The organism is Brevundimonas sp. 2YAF1, assembly GCF_052114745.1.
Taxonomy (GTDB): Bacteria; Pseudomonadota; Alphaproteobacteria; order Caulobacterales; family Caulobacteraceae; genus Brevundimonas.
On the sequence record NZ_JBFRFI010000005.1, the window covers coordinates 50,990 to 65,334 of the forward strand.

Genomic DNA, 14,345 nt, shown 5'->3' on the forward strand with positions numbered 1-14,345 from the left:
AAGGTGCCCGCGAATGGTCCCGACGGGGCCGCAGATTGCGCGTATTCATGACCACGATCAGGACAGTCGCCGTCATCGGCGCCGGACAAATGGGTTCGGGCATCGCCCAGGCGGTGGCCATCGGCGGCTACGAGGTGCGACTCTACGACCTGTCGGCCGAGCGCGTGCCGCTGGCCCAGGGCGAGATCGCTGCCAGCCTGGCGCGCCGCGCCGGGCGCGGCCTGACGACCCAGGCCATCGCCGACGCCGCCCTGGCCCGGATCCGACCCGTCGCCACCCTGGCGGAGACGGCCCAGGCCGACCTGATCATCGAGGCGGCGTCCGAGGACGAAGCGGTCAAGAAGTCGGTCTTCGTCGATCTGCTGCCCCACCTCGGCCCGGACACCCTGCTGGCGTCCAACACCTCGTCGATTTCGATCACCCGCCTGGCCTCGGTCACGGACCGACCCGACCGCTTCATCGGCCTGCACTTCATGAAGCCGGCGCCGACGATGAAGCTGGTCGAGATCGTGCGCGGCATCGCCACCTCGGCCGCCACCTATGAGACCGCGGTCGCCTTCGCCGAGAGCCTGGGCAAGACCACCACCGAGTCCGAGGACTTCCCCGCCTTCATCGTCAACCGCATCCTGGTGCCGATGATGAACGAAGCCATCTATGTCCTGTACGAAGGCGTCGGCAACGTCACCTCGATCGACAAGGCGCTGAAACTGGGCGCCAACCACCCGATGGGGCCGCTCGAGCTGGCCGACTTCATGGGCCTGGACGTGGTCCTGGCCATCATGAACGTGCTGTACGACGGTCTGGCCGACAGCAAGTACCGCCCCTGCCCGCTGCTGGTGAAGTATGTCGAGGCCGGCTGGCTGGGCAAGAAGAGCGGCCGCGGCTTCTACGACTATTCCGGCGTCACGCCGGTGCCGACCCGCTGATGTCGCGTCTCGACCAGATCGAGGACCTGCCAGGGTTGAAGCGCGTCGCGCCGCGCCGCGCCACGCAGGCCTTCGTGCTGGCCGCGCTGGCCGCCGCCGCCTGGCCGCCGCTGCTGGTCACCCTGGCCGTCTGGCCGCCCGAGAACTGGGCCTCGGGCGTCGACACCGACTGGCGGCTGGTGCTGGTGGTGATCGGCCTGATCGCCGCCCCGATCGGCCTGTGGCTGATGCGGCGCAGCCACGCCGCCACTGGCCGACCCTCGACCCGCCTGGGCGTAATCTGCCGCTTCATGGTGTTCGGCGGACTGTTGGCCGCCGCGGTGCAGACGCTGATCGCCCTGGTCATGTCGCTGCTGTCGGTGATAGCCTCGCAAAGCCTGATCCAGGGCCTGGGCGCGCTGGAGACCACCCTGCTGATCTTCGGCGTCGCAGGTCTGCCGCTCGCGGTGCTGGTCGGCGTCAGCTACGCCCTGTGGGCCGGTCTGTGCGCAGCCTTCATCGCCTTCGTGCCCGCGCCCGCGGTCAAGGACCGCATGGGCCTGATGCAGAACGGCCTGCGCTGATCTCAGCGATTTGAGACTGTTCCGTCTCGGCCAGACCGCCTAGCCTCCCGCTCAAGGGGAACGCGGCCATGACCGATCAGACGACAGGCGCGACGACGCTTCAGCCGGTCGCGGCGCGCGATCGGATCGCCACTCTGGACGTCCTGCGCGGCGTGGCGGTGCTGGGCATCCTGGCCGTCAACGCCGCCGCCTTCGCCCTGCCCATGGCAGTCGCGATGTCGCCGGAGCAGTCGCCCTTTCCCCTGACCGGGTCGTCGGCGGTCGCCCTTTGGACGGTCGAGGTCTTCTTCCATCAGAAGTTCGTCACCCTGTTCTCCATGCTGTTCGGGGTGTCGATCTGGCTGGTCGGCGGCGAACGGCGGGATCCGGCGCGCGGTCGGGTGCTGCGTCGGCGGCTGCTGTGGCTGGGGCTGTTCGGCCTGATCCACGGCGCGGCCTTGTGGTACGGCGACATCCTGCTGCTCTATGCCTGGTCCGGCCTGTTCGTGATGCTGATGCGCTCCATGCAGGCCCGCCCCCTGATCCTGATCGGCGCGGGCGCGACCCTCGCGCTGGCGACAATTCAGGCGGCGACGATGTGGCTGACGGTCAACGGCCCCAGCGGGCTCGTCGATGCCATGAACAACGACGCCATGGCGCTGGCCGACGACGCGGTCGCCGCCAGCATCGCCGCCTATCGCAGCGGCTGGCCGGGCGGCCTGATCGAGAACCTCAAGGCGTGGGGCATCCTGCAAGGCGCCAGTCTGCTCGGCTACGTGTTCGCCACCGTGCCGCTGATGATGCTGGGCATGGGGCTGTTCAAGGCCGGCTTCTTCCTTGGTCGCCTGCCGACCCGCGTCTATGTCGCGCTGATCGCTGTCGGCGGCGCCGTCCTGGCCCTGCTGGGCGCGCTGGAATGGCGCGAGGCCATGGCCGGGCCGAGCATCAAGGCCGCCACGGACGGCTGGGCGGCCGTCGTCGCCTCCTATCCCCTGCTCGTCACCCTGGCCTACGCCAGCGGGCTGATCCTGCTGACCACCCGCAGCCTCGGCCTGGTGCGGCGGCTCTTCGCGCCGGTGGGCCAGATGGCCTTCACCAACTATCTGACCCAGACCCTGATCATGTCGACCTTGTTCTACATGCCCTGGGGGCCGCGCCTGATGGGACGGGTCGATTACCCCGAGCAATGGGCCATCGTCATCGCCGTCTGGACCGTGCAACTGATCTGGTCCCCGTTGTGGCTGTCCAGATTCCGCATGGGCCCGCTGGAATGGCTGTGGCGCTGCCTCACTTACGGGCGTCGTTTGCCGCTTCGCCGTACGCCCAGAACCGTCGCCCAAGTTGCAGCGGGTTCGCCGATGGCTTAATCGCGCGGCATGACCGACGAAGCCCCCCTCCGCCCCGAAGCTCGCGCCCCCCGGGGCTTCGCCGACCGTCGCGGCCGCGACCTGACCGCCGAGCGCCGCATCGTCGCGCGCGTGTCCGAGGTCTATGAGCGCTGGGGCTTCGAGCCGCTGGAGACTCCGGCGTTTGAGTACGCCGACGCCCTGGGCAAGTTCCTGCCCGACGCCGACCGCCCCAACGAGGGCGTCTTCGCGATGCAGGACGATGCCGGGTCGGACGAGCCGGGCGAGTGGATGGCCCTGCGCTACGACCACACGGCGCCCCTGGCCCGCTTCGCGGCCCAGAACTGGGAGACCCTGCCCAAGCCGTTCCGCCGCTACGCCTACGGTCCCGTCTGGCGCAATGAGAAGCCCGGTCCCGGCCGCTTCCGCGAGTTCTGGCAGTGCGATGCCGACACCGTCGGCTCGGATCGGCCCGAGGCCGACGCCGAGATCATCGCCATGGGCTGCGAAGGCCTGCGCGCCGCCGGCCTGGGCGACGGCCAGTCGGTGATCCGCGTCTCCAACCGCAAGCTGTTCGACGGCCTGTTCGACGCCGGCGGCGTGACCGACGCGGTCCAGCGCCTGACCGCCCTGCGCGCCGTCGACAAATACGACCGCCTGGGTCTGGAGGGCGTGCGCGCCCTGCTGGGCGAGGGCCGACTGGACGAGTCGGGCGACTACACCAAGGGCGCCCGCCTGCCCGCCGCCGTGATCGGCGCGGTCGAGGCCTTCCTCGTCTCCGCCGAGACCCCGGGCCTCAGCCGCGCAGGCGTGCTGGACGCCGTGGCCAAGGCCGGTGCTTCGCTGGGCGCCGCAGGCGAGGCCGCCCTAGCCGAACTGTCCGCCATCGATCGCGCCCTGACCGCCATGCGCGTCGGCGAGGCCGAGGTGAAGTTCGACCCGACCATCGTGCGCGGCCTGGAATATTACACCGGCGCCGTGTTCGAGGCGGAGCTGCTGCTGGACACCAAGGACGACAAGGGCCGGGCCGTGCGCTTCGGCTCCATCGGCGGCGGCGGTCGCTATGACGATCTGGTGGCGCGCTTCACCGGCCAGTCGGTGCCGGCCACCGGCTTCTCGTTCGGCGTGTCGCGTCTGGCCTCGGCCCTGCGCGCGGCGGGACGCGGCGCCGACGACGCAGTGCGCGGCCCGGTCGTGGTCATCGTCTTCTCCGAGGACGACATGCAGCACTATCTCGACGCCGTATCGGAACTGCGGGCCGCCGGCATTGCCGCCGAGCTTTATCTGGGTCGCGCTGGGATGAAGGCGCAGATGAAATACGCCGACCGGCGCCGCTCGCCCGCCGTGGTCATCCTGGGCGGCGACGAACTGGCCGCCGGCGAAGTGACGATCAAGGATCTGGACGCCGGACGCGCCCGCGCCGCCGCCATCGCCGACAACGAGGCCTGGAAGGCCGAGCGTCCTGGACAACAGAAGGTGGCGCGCGGGGACCTGGTCGCCACGGTTCGCGGCATTATCGAATAGGCTTCGATTAATCTTTACGCCGCGACGTGTATTATCGACGTTCAGTCGCAAAAAATGCGTCTTCGGGCGTCCTCTTGATTGACTTGAACCCGGCGTTCGCGTCATTTGGTCTCACTCGAGAGGCGCAGCGGTCAAACGCAGCGACATCTTGAAGGCGTTTCGGGGAGGAAACGTCCGCTCCTTAGAGAGCGAGAAGGCCCGCTGCGATGTATCCCCCGCAGCGGGCTTTTTCATGCCTGACATCCTGAAAGCAGGGGCCGCGCGGCCAGCGCCCGAGCGTCTTTATCGAAAACTATTCGATTATTTTCCGCCCATGAAAAAGGGCCGGAGCGTCGCCGCTCCGGCCCTCTTCATTCGTCAGGCGCCGCGCCTTACCAGATGCGAACGCGGTCTTCCGGCGCGAGGTAGTATTTCGACCCCGGCTTGACGCCGAAGGCTTCGTACCAGGCGTCGACGTTGCGCACCGGGCCGATCACGCGGAACTCGGCCGGGCTGTGCGGGTCGGTGGCGATCTGGTTCTTCAGCGCGTCCTCGCGGTACTTCGACTGCCAGACCTGGGCCCAGCCGTAGAAGAAGCGCTGATCGCCGGTCGTGCCGTCGATCACCGGGGCCGGCTTGCCGTTCAGCGACAGGTGGTAGGCCTCCAGGCCCACCGCCGTGCCGGCGGCGTCGCCGATGTTCTCGCCCATGGTCAGACCGCCCTGGACGTGGAAGCCCGGCAGCGGCTCATAGGAGTCGTACTGGGCGCCCAGACGCTTGGTCAGGCCTTCGAAATTGGCCTTGTCCTGATCGGTCCACCAGTTGCGCAGCACGCCGTCGCCGTCGGACTTGGAGCCCTGGTCGTCGAAGCCGTGACCGATTTCGTGGCCGATCACGCCGCCGATGCCGCCGTAGTTGACGGCCGGGTCCGCGTTCGGATCGAAGAAGGGCGGCTGCAGGATGGCCGCCGGGAAGACGATCTCGTTATTGGCCGAGTTGTAGTAGGCGTTCACGGTCTGGGGCGTCATGCCCCACTCAGCCTTGTCGACCGGCTTGTTCAGGCGATTCAGCTGATAGTTCCACTGGAACTGGCCCAGACGCTGGCCGTTGCCGAACAGGTCGTCGGCGCGGATTTCCAGCGCGGAGTAGTCGCGCCACTTGTCCGGATAGCCGATCTTGACGGTGAATTTGCGCAGCTTCTCCTGAGCCGCCGCCTTCGTCTCCGTCCCCATCCAGGTCAGGTTGTCGATGCGGTGCGACAGGGCGGTGCGCAGGTTGGCGACCAACTCTTCCATCTTGGCCTTGGATTCGGCCGGGAAGTATTCGGCGACATAGAGACGACCCGCCGCCTCGCCCAGCGCGCCTTCGGCAAAGCTGATGGCGCGCTTCTCGCGGCTGCGCTGCTCGGGCTGACCCGACAGATCGCGCGAACGGAACTCCCACTGAGCGTCCGAGAAGCGCTTGGACAGGCTGCCGGCGGCGTCGTCGGTGGTGTGGAAGGCCTGCCAGGCCTGCAGGGTGTCGACCGGCGTCGCGGCGAAAATGGCGGCGATCTTGGGCATGGCCGTGTTCTGGCGCACGATCACACGATCGACCGTACCCAGGCCGGCGGCGTTGAAGTAGCCGGTCCAGTCAAAGCCCGAGGCCTCGGCGGCCAGGGTCTGAATGGTGTATTCGTTGTAGGTCTTGTCGCGGTTGCGGTTCTCGATCGGGGTCCAGTGGGCCTCGGCGATCTTGGTTTCCAGCGCGACGATGGCGGCGGCGTGACCGGCCGGATCGGCCCAACCGATATTGTTCAGCATCCGCGCGACATAGGCCTGATACTTGTCCTTCTTGTCCGCGAAGCGGGCGTCCAGATAGTAGTCGCGGTTCGGCAGACCGATGCCCGACTGGCCGGTCGTCACGGCGTAACGGGTGGGGTTCTTCTGGTCGATGGTGATGCCGGTGCCGAAGAAGGACGACCCGACGCGGCCCTGGGTCTGACCCATGTAGGCGGCGATCTTGGCGTGCGTGTTCGCGGCGCGGATCGCGACCAGGAAGGGTTGCAGCGGCTGGGCGTCCAGTTGCTCGATGCGCGCCTCATTGCTGTAGCTGCGGTAGGCGTCGGCGATCTTGGCTTCGTCCGAGCCCGGCTTCAGGTCGGTGCGCGCGACCAGACCCTGGATCAGGGCCTTCATGCGGTTGTCCGACAGTTCGCGCAGCAGCGGGAAGGAGCCGTAGGAGGTGCGGTCCGACGGGATCTCCAGCTTGTCGAAAGCCGTGCCGTTGGCGTAGCGGAAGAAGCTGTCGCCCGGCGCCACCGAAGGGTCGCGACCCGACAGGTCGAAACCCCAGTCGCCGTACTTGGGCGCATCCGTCCCCGTCCAGCCCGCCGTCGCCGCGCCGCCTTCGGGCGCCGAGACGCCGTGGAACAGCTCCACGACGGTGCAGGATTCGTCCACGCAGGCGTGGCCGTGGCCGTCATCGGCGAAGGCCGCGGCAGGCATCAACAAGGCGCCGACAGCGGCTCCGACAAGCAGTTTCTTCATCAGTGACAATCCTAAATGCAGCCCCGAAGCTCAGGTGGCCGGACCCTAATCCCGCCTTGAACATACGCGCGTCTTAAAAAAAGTTCATGAAACATGCGAGCCCCGCTCGCCAGACTGTGATCGAGTGCGTCACACTGCCTGGTCAGGAGGACGAATGACCCAGGCGCACGGCGGCGAATACAGGGATCTGGTAGTCTTCCTCGCCGCGGCCGGGGTGGTCGTGCCCCTGTTCAACCGGCTGAAGATCAGCCCGGTTTTGGGCTTTCTCGCGGCCGGGGTGCTGCTGGGGCCCGACGGTCTCGGGCGGTTCGCCCAGCAGGGCGGCTGGCTCAGTTGGCTGACCATCGGCGATCAGGCCCAGATTCGTCAGCTATCTGAACTCGGCGTCGCCTTCCTGCTGTTCATGATCGGGCTGGAGCTATCGTGGGAGCGGCTGAAGGCCATGCGGCGGCTCGTGTTCGGCCTGGGCATGCTGCAGATCGCCATCTGCGCCGGGGCCATCGCCGTCGTCTTCATGATCCTGGGCCAGCCGCTGGCCGGCGCGGCGGTCCTGGGCATGGGCCTGGCGCTGTCGTCGACCGCCGTGGTCATGCCGGTCCTGGCCGCCCAGGGCCGGCTCAAGGGCGAAACCGGGCGGGCGACCTTCGCCGTCCTGCTGGCGCAGGACGTGGCCGTGGCGCCGATCCTGATCACCGTCACCGTCCTGGCGACCCTGGCCCAGGGAAATGGAACGGGCGGCGCTGCGATCGAACCCGCCGAACTGGGGCGCGCCCTGTTCACCCTGGCGCCAGCGGCGGGCGGCCTGTTCCTGATGGTCCTGCTGGGGCGGCTGGTGCTGCGGCCGATGTTCCGTTCGGTGGCCCGCGCCCAGCACCGCGGCGAAGGCCGCGAACTGTTCGTCGCCGCCTGCCTTCTGGTCGTCGTCGTCGCCGGCCTGACGGCCCAGGCCGTGGGCCTATCCATGAGTCTGGGGGCCCTCGTCGCCGGCGTGCTTCTGGCCGAGACCGAGTTCCGGCGCGAGGTGGAGGTGGCCATCGATCCCTTCAAGGGCCTGTTGCTCGGCGTGTTCTTCATCGGCGTCGGCATCAGCCTGGATCTGGATGCGGTCGCCGCCGATCCCGCGACAGTGATGGGGATGGCCGGCGGTCTGATCCTGCTCAAGGCCCTGGTCATCTTCGTCCTGGCACGGGCATGGGGACTGACGGGGCGCTCGGCTCTCGAGACCGCTCTGGTGCTGGGCCCGGCGGGCGAGTTCGCCTTCGTCATCCTGACCACCGGAATGGTCGAGGGCCTGGCGGACCCCGGCCTGACCCGCAAGGCCATGCTGGCGGCGACGATCAGCATGTTCGCGGTGCCGATCCTGGCGGTCCTGGCGCGCACGCTGACCCGGCGGATCGCCCCGCCCCGCGACCTAGAGACGCAGGCCCTGTCGCCCGCGTCTTCGCCCGTGCTCGCGCCGGACGGCGCCGTGCTGATCGTCGGCTTCGGCCGCGTCGGCCGTCTGGTCGGCGATCTTCTGGTCGAGCACGACCAGCAGTTCGTCGCCCTGGACGCTGACCCAGCCTCGGTCCGCGCCGGCCGCGCGGAGGGGCGCGAGGTCTATTACGGCGACGCGGCCCGGCCCGAGATGCTGAACGCCTGCGGCCTGGCCACGGCCCGCGCCCTGATCGTCACCATGGACGCGCCGTCCAAGGTCGACGAGGTCGTCCGCACGGCGCGCGCCCTGCGGCCCGACCTGATCCTGATCGCACGGGCGCGCGACGATCGGCACGCGGCGCGCCTCTACGCCCTGGGCGTCACCGATGCGGTGCCTGAAACCACTGAAGCCAGCCTGCAACTGGCCGAGAACACCCTGGTCGACCTGGGCGTGCCGATGGGACTGGTCCTGGCCTCGATCCACGAACGCCGCGACGGCTTCCGCCGGACCTTCCAGGCGGCTGCGCCCGACAACCAGGGGACCCGTCCTTCGCGCGCCTTCCGCTCGCCCCGCCCCGCCCCGCCCCGCCCCGCCGCCGCTCCGCCTCAAACCAAGTAGAATTCCTTACTCCCGTTGATCTCAAGGCCAAGCTTGGGCTAGGTCTTACTGCGGATCGCGACCCATTTTGGTCAATGTTCGGTGATGAAAGTTCCCCCCTCCTCCGGGACGTGGGTGTCGTCGTGTTTGGAGTTCACGCCGAGGCGGCTGTGAACTTCGCCTGGCGGCCCTTCGCCCCTTAACGATCGGCGGCGTTTCGCCCCTCCGAGCCAGAGTATTTTTCCTGATGCGTGAGACCACCCTGTCCGCCCCAGAAGCCGTTGAGGCCGAAGGCCAGCCCCGCCTGAACCGCCGCCAGGCGGCCAAGGTCCGCACCCGTCAGAAGGTGCTCGACGCCGCGCGTGCCCTGTTCGCCGAGCGCGGCTACGACGCCGCCACCATTCGCGACATCGCCAAGGGCGCGGGCATGTCCACCGGCGCCGTCTTCGCCAACTTCCAGGACAAGGCGGAACTGTTCGAGTGCGTCTTCGCCGAGGAGATGGCGGGCCTGCTGCAGGACATCCAGACCGCCGCCGGCCACGAAGGCCGCGTCGCCGACCGCCTGGGCGAGGGGCTGACCGCTGGTTACCACCGCTCGCTGGAGCACCTGCCGTTGATGCAGGCCATGATCGCCCGCTCGTGGTTCCAGCCCGAAGCCGCGGACCAGCGTTCACGCGCCTTCGTCCAGCCGATCATTGTCGCCCTCATCGAAGTGCTGCAGGCCGGCATCCGCGAAGGCGAGCTGCGCCAGGACCTGGATCTGGTGCTGCTGGGCCGGATGATCTGGGACGTCTTCATCTCCAACTTCCGCTACGCCGCCTACGACAACTGGGGCATCGAAGAACTGACGCCGCAGATCCGCAAGCAGCTGGACCTGATCCTGTCCAGCCAACTCGCTCGCCAGTAGTCGGCGGGGGCCGACGCCCCCTGACCGCGAAACAAAAAAGGTCTCTCCTCCATCGCGGGGAGAGGCCTTTTTTCTTGGTTTCAGACTTGGATTCGACTGACCGTCGCCAGATATCTGGTCAGCTCTTCCACCTCAGAACGACTTCCTTGATCGGATTGATGAAGCCGCGCCCCTCAGCGCGGCTTTTCGTCCATTCGCGCTTCAGCTGCTGATACCACTTCGCCTGCTTGTCGGCGTCGTCGATCCAGATCAGGGCGGGATCGTACTTCAGCCCCTCGTTCTGCAGGTTCACCATGCCGCCGTCCTGCTTCAGGAAGGCCACCACCCCCATCCGCAGGAAGGGTTTGGCGATGTTGAACACCCAGTGGTCGGACCAGAAGATCTGGGTGATGCGGGTCTTCGTCTCGGTCACCGGCGTCAGACAGGTCAGGGCCAGCACCTGTTTCGTCCCTACCTGGATATGCTCCCAGCGATAGCCGGGCAGGCGGAAGGTGATCTCGGTCGCCGGCGCGCCGCCCAGGATCTTGTAGAGGCGGCTGTTCGACGACGGGGCGTGGCGCACCATGGCCCAGCCGAAGTCCCTAGGCGCAAAGGTCTTGGCCTTCTCGTGCATCGAGTGCTCGGACCGCCACCACCACTGCTGGTGCACGAACGGTCCATGCGCCGGGTCCATCAGGCCGATGACGGCATGATCGATATGGCTGTCGAAATCCATCGCCTCGACCAGCTTCACGTCGCCCTCGGCGCCAGGGAAAAGCGGCGGCTCGTGGTCGGGCTCGGACGGATGGCGGGCGTCCGCCGCCATCCAGACGAAGACCATCCCCTGGCTCTCACGCACCGGATAGGACCGCACGCGGATGCGGTTGGCCTCGAAGGCCTGATCCTCGACCAGGGACGGAATGGCGGCGCAGACCCCGTCGGGCCGGAAGCGCCAGCCGTGATAGGGACATTCGATCGTTTCGCCCTCGCCCGGCTTGTCCACCAGACGCCCGGCCGACAGCGGCGCCGCGCGGTGCGGACAGATGTCCCGCATGGCGTAGACCTCGCCCGCGCGGGTCCGGCCGACCAAGAGCGGCTCGTCCATCAACTCATAGCGCTTCAGACTGGCGACCGGCACGTCGCGCGACAGGGCGACGAAATACCAGGCGTCGCGCACGAAGCCCTTGCCGAAAGCGGCGGGCGGACCCTTGGCCTCGGGAGCGGCGGAAACGGGGGACTGGACGGGATCGGCGGCGGCTGGCTTCATCCCGCTTCTCTATCAAGAGACGCCTTCCGTGTCGTCGGGGTCGGCGCTTATGTTAAAAAAGAACTTTACAACATAAAGTCTATGACGTAATCAGCGATCATCACTCGGGGAGTAACGATATGAACCGCCGCACCGCCCTCGCCGCCGCCCTGCTGATCCTGGCCTCGCCCGCCGCCGTCCAGGCTCAAGACGGCCACGCCGCCCATGGTCATCAGCACGCCGCCTTCGCCTCCGACCGCATTCATGTCGCCGTCGAGGGCCAGGGACCGGACGTCATCCTGATCCCCGGCCTCAGTTCCTCGCCCGCCGTCTGGCAGGGCACGGTCGACCATCTGAACGGCGCCTACCGCGTCCACCGCATTCACGTGCAGGGCTTCGCCGGAGCCCCCGCCGAGGGCAACGCCGCCGGCCCCGTGGCCGCCCCCGTGGCCGAAGAGATCGCCCGCTACATCCGCGAGCAGGGCCTGCAGAAGCCCGCCGTCGTCGGCCATTCGATGGGCGGCACCATCGGCATGATGCTGGCCGCCCGCCATCCCGAGGCGGTCGGCAAGCTGATGGTCGTGGACATGATCCCCTTCATGGGCGCCATGTTCGGCCCGCCCGGAACCACCGCCGAGAGCGTCAAGCCGATCGCCGATCAGGTCTTCGCCGCCCAGTCGGCCAGCCCGCGCGACCAGTATCTGACCCAGGCCAAGGCCTCGGTCACCGGCATGATCAATACCGAGGCGGCGCGCGCCGGCCCCCTGCATGATGTCGAGACCACCGACCAGCAGGTCGCCGCCGCGTCGTTCCGTGAACTGATCGCTACCGACCTGCGCCCCGAACTGGGCCGGATCACCGCCCCGGTCGAGGTTCTTTATGTAAAGTTCAACGACGCCCGCATGACCGACACCCTGACGGACACCATCTACCGGATGTCGTTTTCGAGCCTGCCGGGAGCGAAGCTGAAGCGCATCGACGACAGCGCCCATTTCGTCATGCTGGACCAGCCTCAGGCCTTCTATGGCCAGCTCGACGCCTTTCTTTCGGCGAAATAGGCCCTCACGCTCCCGTGATTAAGGATGGGGGCGTTTTCGTCGGCGGCGTGACCGGCTAGGGTTCACGCCGCTGGCAAGAGGGATATTCATGGCGCGTAGAGACGGCGGACCGGACCGCAACGAGCAAGGCGGCGGCCATGACGCGGGCCAGGGCGGCGGCAAGCCGCGCCGATCCTTCATGGGCCGGCTGTTCTACTGGGGGGCCGTGCTCGGCGTCTGGGGCCTGATCTTCGCCGTGGTCTTCTTCGCGGTGTTCGCGCGCGACCTGCCCGACACCTCCAGCCTGTATAAGGTCGAGCGCCAGCCCTCGATCACCTACCTCGACCGCTCGGGCGCCCTGATCGCGGTGCGCGGCACCCAGATGGCCCCGCCGGTCGATCTGGACGCCCTGCCCGACTATGTGCCCGCCGCCTTCGTCGCCATCGAGGACCGGCGCTTCTATCATCACCCGGGCTTCGACCCCATCGGCATGACCCGCGCCATGGCCCTGAACCTCAAAGCCGGACACGTGGTCCAGGGCGGTTCGACCATCACCCAGCAGTTGGCCAAGAACCTGTTCCTGACGCCGGACCAGAACCTGAAGCGCAAGGTTCAGGAGCTGATGCTGGCCGTCTGGCTGGAGATGAAATTCACCAAGAAAGAGATCCTCGCCCTCTATCTGAACCGGGTCTATTTCGGCGCCGGCGCCTATGGCATCGAGGCCGCCTCGCAACGCTATTTCGACAAGAGCGCGGACAAGCTGACGGTCGGCGAGACCGCCCTGCTCGCCGGTCTGCTGAAGGCGCCGTCGCGCTATTCCCCCGTGTCGGAAAGCAAGCGCGCCGCCACCCGGGCCAACGTCGTGCTGAACGAAATGGTCGACACCGGCGCCATCACCCCGGCCCAGCGCGAAGCCGCCGTGGCCGAGCCCGTGCGGGTGTCCAAGACCCTGGCCAGTCAGCACGCTCAATACTTCATCGACTGGCTGGACAAGCAAATCCGCAGCCTGGTCGGCGAACCGACCGAGGACATGGTGGTCGAAACCACGCTCGACCTGAACCTCCAGACCGACGCCGAGCGCGCCGTGCGCCGCATCCTGGACCGCGACAAGGGGCGGGGCGTGGAACAGGCCGCCCTGGTGGCGCTGGACGGCGAAGGCCGGGTGCGCGCCATGATCGGCGGCGGCTCCTACGCCGACAGCCAGTTCAACCGCGCCGTCGACGCCCGCCGTCAGGCCGGCTCGGCGTGGAAGCCCTTCGTCTATCTGGCGGCGGTCGAGGCCGGTTTCACCCCGTCGACGCCCGTGGTCGATCAGCCCGTGACCATCGGCGGCTGGTCGCCGCGCAACTATTCCGGAACCTTCGCCGGCCCGATGTCCCTGGCCCAGGCCGTGGCCCAGTCGACCAATACCATCGCCGCCTCTGTCGCCGATCAGGTCGGCCGCGACAGCGTGGCCCGCGCCGCGCGCCGTCTGGGCATCACCAGCCCCATCGGTCTGCAGCCGTCCATGGCCCTGGGCGCCGTCGAGGTCAGCCCGCTGGAGATGGCCCAGGCCTATGACGCCTTCGCCAACGGCGGCAAACGGGTCGAGGCCTATGGCATCAGCCGCATCCGCACCCCCTCGGGCCGCGTCATCTATCAGCATGGCACGGGCGAGAACGGCCAGGCGATCAACAATCCGCCGCTCTACTACATGAACCAGATGCTGCGGGGCGTGATCACCTCGGGCAGCGGCCGTTCGGCCGCCATCGGCGGGCGCGACATCGCCGGCAAGACCGGCACGACCTCGGACTACAAGGACGCCTGGTTCGTCGGCTACACCGGCGGCTTCGTCGCCGCCGTCTGGGTCGGCAAGGACGACAACAAGCCCATGCGCGGCGTGACCGGCGGCGCCTCGCCCGCCGCCATCTGGCGCGGCTTCATGGAGGCGGCCCTGCCGAAACTGGCGGTCCAACCCATCCCCAACGGCCCGGCCCTGCCCGAAGGCTGGGCTGCGCCCGATCCGGTCGGCGACATGATGGGTCAGGTTCAGGACCCCTACGCCCCGCCGCTGGACGGCGATGCGAACGGCCCGGCCATCGTCGACGGCCAGCCTGTCCCGGCGCCCAGGCCCCTGCCCAACGACCAGCCCGTCGTGCGGTCCACCTCGCCGCAGCCCAAGGATGCGAGCTCCGCGCCGCGCACCGACAAGAAGCCCGAGACCCTGTTCTTCTAAGAGAAAAACCACCTTCCTTGCCGTCATCCCCGGCCTTGTGCCGGGGATCCAGAGACTCAAGGTCGGCCGTTCGCGCGGCGATGCTCGGATCGCCGGCGTCGC

Annotated in this window: 10 protein-coding genes; 8 read left to right on the plus strand and 2 right to left on the minus strand. The window is 68.1% G+C overall.

All coding sequences use genetic code 11. The features are described 5' to 3' along the window. Nucleotides 1-47: 47 nt before the first annotated feature. The 4 genes from AB4Y68_RS08315 (at nt 48) to hisS (ending at nt 4,338) form a co-directional block, all read left to right on the plus strand. On the plus strand, nt 48-926 hold the full coding sequence (locus AB4Y68_RS08315) for a 3-hydroxybutyryl-CoA dehydrogenase (protein ID WP_441455055.1): 879 nt from the start codon (nt 48-50) through the stop codon (nt 924-926). Then, nucleotides 926-1,489 (plus strand): hypothetical protein, encoded by a 564-nt coding sequence (locus AB4Y68_RS08320; RefSeq protein ID WP_441455056.1) that lies wholly within the window; start codon nt 926-928, stop codon nt 1,487-1,489. Before AB4Y68_RS08315 ends, AB4Y68_RS08320 begins: the two co-directional genes overlap by 1 nt. A 68-nt stretch (nt 1,490-1,557) precedes the next feature. Continuing rightward, a complete protein-coding gene (locus AB4Y68_RS08325; RefSeq protein WP_441455057.1) occupies nt 1,558-2,835 on the plus strand; it encodes a DUF418 domain-containing protein in 1,278 nt (425 codons plus the stop codon). A 9-nt stretch (nt 2,836-2,844) separates the two neighbouring features. Then, nucleotides 2,845-4,338 (plus strand): histidine--tRNA ligase, encoded by a 1,494-nt coding sequence (gene hisS, locus AB4Y68_RS08330; protein ID WP_441455058.1) that lies wholly within the window; start codon nt 2,845-2,847, stop codon nt 4,336-4,338. A 371-nt stretch (nt 4,339-4,709) separates the two neighbouring features. Here hisS and AB4Y68_RS08335 read toward each other — a convergent pair whose 3' ends face one another. Beyond that, complete coding sequence (locus tag AB4Y68_RS08335; RefSeq protein WP_441455059.1) at nt 4,710-6,845, minus strand: M13 family metallopeptidase; 2,136 nt, start codon at nt 6,843-6,845, stop codon at nt 4,710-4,712. A gap of 154 nt (nt 6,846-6,999) precedes the next feature. Here AB4Y68_RS08335 and AB4Y68_RS08340 point away from each other — a divergent pair, with 154 nt between their 5' ends. Together AB4Y68_RS08340 and AB4Y68_RS08345 are read left to right on the plus strand one after the other, a co-directional pair. Then, entirely contained in the window at nt 7,000-8,880 is a 1,881-nt protein-coding gene (locus AB4Y68_RS08340; RefSeq protein ID WP_441455060.1) for a cation:proton antiporter domain-containing protein, read from the plus strand. A gap of 226 nt (nt 8,881-9,106) precedes the next feature. Then, on the plus strand, nt 9,107-9,766 hold the full coding sequence (locus AB4Y68_RS08345) for a TetR/AcrR family transcriptional regulator (protein WP_441455061.1): 660 nt from the start codon (nt 9,107-9,109) through the stop codon (nt 9,764-9,766). Between the two features lie 118 nt (nt 9,767-9,884). Here the strand turns inward: AB4Y68_RS08345 and AB4Y68_RS08350 are convergent, their stop codons facing one another. Beyond that, nucleotides 9,885-11,012: a Rieske 2Fe-2S domain-containing protein gene (locus tag AB4Y68_RS08350; RefSeq protein WP_441455062.1), complete on the minus strand. Its 1,128-nt coding sequence runs from the start codon at nt 11,010-11,012 to the stop codon at nt 9,885-9,887. Nucleotides 11,013-11,131: 119 nt separating this feature from the next. Here AB4Y68_RS08350 and AB4Y68_RS08355 point away from each other — a divergent pair, with 119 nt between their 5' ends. Together AB4Y68_RS08355 and AB4Y68_RS08360 are read left to right on the plus strand one after the other, a co-directional pair. Continuing rightward, nucleotides 11,132-12,049: an alpha/beta fold hydrolase gene (locus AB4Y68_RS08355; protein ID WP_441455063.1), complete on the plus strand. Its 918-nt coding sequence runs from the start codon at nt 11,132-11,134 to the stop codon at nt 12,047-12,049. Nucleotides 12,050-12,137: 88 nt separating this feature from the next. After that, nucleotides 12,138-14,243, plus strand: coding sequence for a PBP1A family penicillin-binding protein (locus AB4Y68_RS08360; RefSeq protein ID WP_441455064.1), 2,106 nt, complete (start codon nt 12,138-12,140; stop codon nt 14,241-14,243). Nucleotides 14,244-14,345: the final 102 nt, after the last annotated feature.

Excerpts from the sequence above, each read along its gene's own strand:
- AB4Y68_RS08315 (WP_441455055.1), top strand. The coding sequence starts at position 48 with ATGACCACGATCAGGACAGTCGCCGTCATCGGCGCCGGACAAATGGGT.
- AB4Y68_RS08320 (WP_441455056.1), top strand. The coding sequence starts at position 926 with ATGTCGCGTCTCGACCAGATCGAGGACCTGCCAGGGTTGAAGCGCGTC.
- AB4Y68_RS08325 (WP_441455057.1), top strand. The coding sequence starts at position 1,558 with ATGACCGATCAGACGACAGGCGCGACGACGCTTCAGCCGGTCGCGGCG.
- hisS (WP_441455058.1), top strand. The coding sequence starts at position 2,845 with ATGACCGACGAAGCCCCCCTCCGCCCCGAAGCTCGCGCCCCCCGGGGC.
- AB4Y68_RS08335 (WP_441455059.1), bottom strand. The coding sequence starts at position 6,845 with ATGAAGAAACTGCTTGTCGGAGCCGCTGTCGGCGCCTTGTTGATGCCT.
- AB4Y68_RS08340 (WP_441455060.1), top strand. The coding sequence starts at position 7,000 with ATGACCCAGGCGCACGGCGGCGAATACAGGGATCTGGTAGTCTTCCTC.
- AB4Y68_RS08345 (WP_441455061.1), top strand. The coding sequence starts at position 9,107 with ATGCGTGAGACCACCCTGTCCGCCCCAGAAGCCGTTGAGGCCGAAGGC.
- AB4Y68_RS08350 (WP_441455062.1), bottom strand. The coding sequence starts at position 11,012 with ATGAAGCCAGCCGCCGCCGATCCCGTCCAGTCCCCCGTTTCCGCCGCT.
- AB4Y68_RS08355 (WP_441455063.1), top strand. The coding sequence starts at position 11,132 with ATGAACCGCCGCACCGCCCTCGCCGCCGCCCTGCTGATCCTGGCCTCG.
- AB4Y68_RS08360 (WP_441455064.1), top strand. The coding sequence starts at position 12,138 with ATGGCGCGTAGAGACGGCGGACCGGACCGCAACGAGCAAGGCGGCGGC.